The organism is Brevibacillus sp. NRRL NRS-603, assembly GCF_003013445.1.
In the GTDB taxonomy this organism is placed as follows: domain Bacteria; phylum Bacillota; class Bacilli; order Brevibacillales; family Brevibacillaceae; genus Brevibacillus; species Brevibacillus formosus.
The window spans coordinates 1-2289 of the sequence record NZ_PXZN01000051.1; the positions used below are offsets into that span (position 1 = coordinate 1).

Here is a 2289-nt window from a genome sequence, read left to right on the forward strand (position 1 = left end):
GGGGAATACGTACATGTCGGGGAAAACCGTGATCTTGCTTATTCTGATCATTATTGGACTTATCTGTGTCAATCTGTTTGTCTCCAACGGTTTCATTCGCCTGCTTGCCATCGCAGGGATCTTAGGGATTACCTTTGTTCTACAAGGCGCCGTGATTCGAAAGAGATGAAGCGAGCGGTTACCAGCGAAGGCGGTCTAGACCGTCACGCTGGCTTTTTCATGAAAAACAGCAGCGGGCCCGGTTGATAACGCTACTCCTAGCCCGCCACTGTTCCATTTGCGCAACTTACTCGTGCTCTGTCTCCCTCTCATGAATGGACGAGTACAATCTTGCCACGCACTCTACCCGTTTGACTAAAGAGATGTGCATCTCGAACCCCTTCAATGGTCAAGGGATATATTTTTGTCAAGCAAGGCTTTACGCGTTTGGCTTCCACTAGCTCACGGATATGATTCATGTTTGCCCCATCTGGACGCGTAAACACAAAACGAACATCCAGCTCTCGTTCTTTCTCAACCGCATCAGCGAAAGAAGGTTTCCTGGCATCACGCTCGCTGATAATCGTTGCCACTCTTCCTTGCCGCTTCATAAATTTTAAAGCTTCACCGTATGCTTCGCCACCCAACGTGTCCAGCATGAATGTAAATTGTGTAGAGGTATGAAGTGATCCCTGATCATACACGATGACTTCATCTGCTCCCAGCTCGCGGACATAATCGCTGTTTTTGGAGCTGGTTGTCGTCGCCACATAGGTACCTAGCGCTTTTGCTAGCTGGATCGCCATGGAACCGATCCCACCGCTTCCCCCCAACACCAAGACTTTATCTCCTTGTACCTTCCCTACCTCCACCAATGCCTGCCAAACCGTTAGACCGACCAGAGGAAGCGAAGCCGCTTCCGCATACGACAAACCACGTGGCATCGGGGCTACGATAGACGCCGGAACGACAATTTCATCTGCGTATGTCCCTTCTCTTTCCAGCTCTGGACGAAAGAAGACATCATCCCCGATTTGAAAATCCTGCACATGTGTACCGACAGCCGTTACCGTGCCAGCCGCATCCCATCCTAAAATAAGTGGCAGTTCAAAAGGAAAATCTGCTTTCAACAGTCCTTCCCGCACCTTCCAATCCACAGGATTTACCCCGCTCGCTTTTATGGAAATGAGTAAATCGTCCGGCCCGATTGGCTTTGTTGGCAGTTCAATTTCTGTTAGCTGTTGGATGTCGCCGTATTGCTTAATGCCAATTCCTCTCATCGAACCTCCCCTTTTCATTCGGCTATTTTTCGTAATTGGTTTTCGATGTGACTCTCTCCCCATTCACACATGATATCCAGAACCTTCGTCAGTGTCTTGCCGTACTCCGTCAAGTCATACTCGACGCGTGGGGGAACCTGCTGATACACATTGCGGGAAATGATATTGTCCGCTTCCAATTCTCGCAGCTGCTGCGTTAACATTTTTTGCGTGATGGCAGGCATGGAGCGTTTCAATTCGCTTGTCCGCTTTGTCCCTTTTGCCAACAAGCAGAGGATCACTACTTTCCATTTCCCTCCAATGACTTCCAATGTTGCCTCTACAGGGATATTGTATTTTTCCATATCCTCCCCTCCTCATACGAAGATGTAGTCAGACCCGCTCCGGTGCGTCGATATGAGCCGGGAAATAAGGCAATACTTCTTGTCCAAGCTCATCGATGACCTCGCCAATGGGACGCTGGCTAGGGAACAGGGCGAAGAATAAATGATTGACGCCGACCTCTTGATACAGGGCCAGCAGTTCTACAAGCATTTTTCTACCGACTCGGTACCCTAATCGAATCGGCGTGACCGACTCATCCGGATTTTCCGCAAGATCCAAGTGAAGAGGCTGAATAAACGGCTTGAATACACCTGGATGATATTTCTGGACAAGCTCTCTCCATTCTTGGATGGCATGTGCTTGGTTGTATGGGTCACGCGGGTAATATATCCAGCCATCTCCGTTTTGCGCAAACCAGTCCATCGTTTGTTGACTGTACCCCGTGATAAAGGTAGGAATGGGCGCAGTCGATTTAGGCACCAGATTCGCTCCATTAATCATACCGTATGGAGAGTTGATTTTCGGGAATTCCTCTGCCATAACCTTCTGCAAGTAGTCGTAGCCATCGCGAAACAGCTCCGCACGCTGTTCATGCGGCACATTCAATCCATGAAAATCAGCCCGTCTGTCTCCAGAGGAAATCCCCATCATCAAGCGTTGGGGAAACAAATTTTCAATGGTCGCTGTCTCTTTTGCCACTCGCAAC

Annotated in this window: 3 protein-coding genes; all 3 read right to left on the reverse strand. The window is 49.2% G+C overall.

The annotated features are described in order from the left end of the window. Nucleotides 1–308: 308 nt before the first annotated feature. Complete coding sequence (locus C7R94_RS26620; RefSeq protein WP_106785636.1) at nucleotides 309–1259, reverse strand: NADP-dependent oxidoreductase; 951 nt, start codon at nucleotides 1257–1259, stop codon at nucleotides 309–311. 14 nt (nucleotides 1260–1273) lie between these two features. Then, a complete protein-coding gene (locus C7R94_RS26625; protein ID WP_106785637.1) occupies nucleotides 1274–1603 on the reverse strand; it encodes a winged helix-turn-helix transcriptional regulator in 330 nt (109 codons plus the stop codon). Nucleotides 1604–1631: 28 nt separating this feature from the next. Next, nucleotides 1632–2289 (reverse strand): LLM class flavin-dependent oxidoreductase (locus C7R94_RS26630; protein WP_106785638.1); only part of this gene is annotated, 658 nt, incomplete at its 5' end.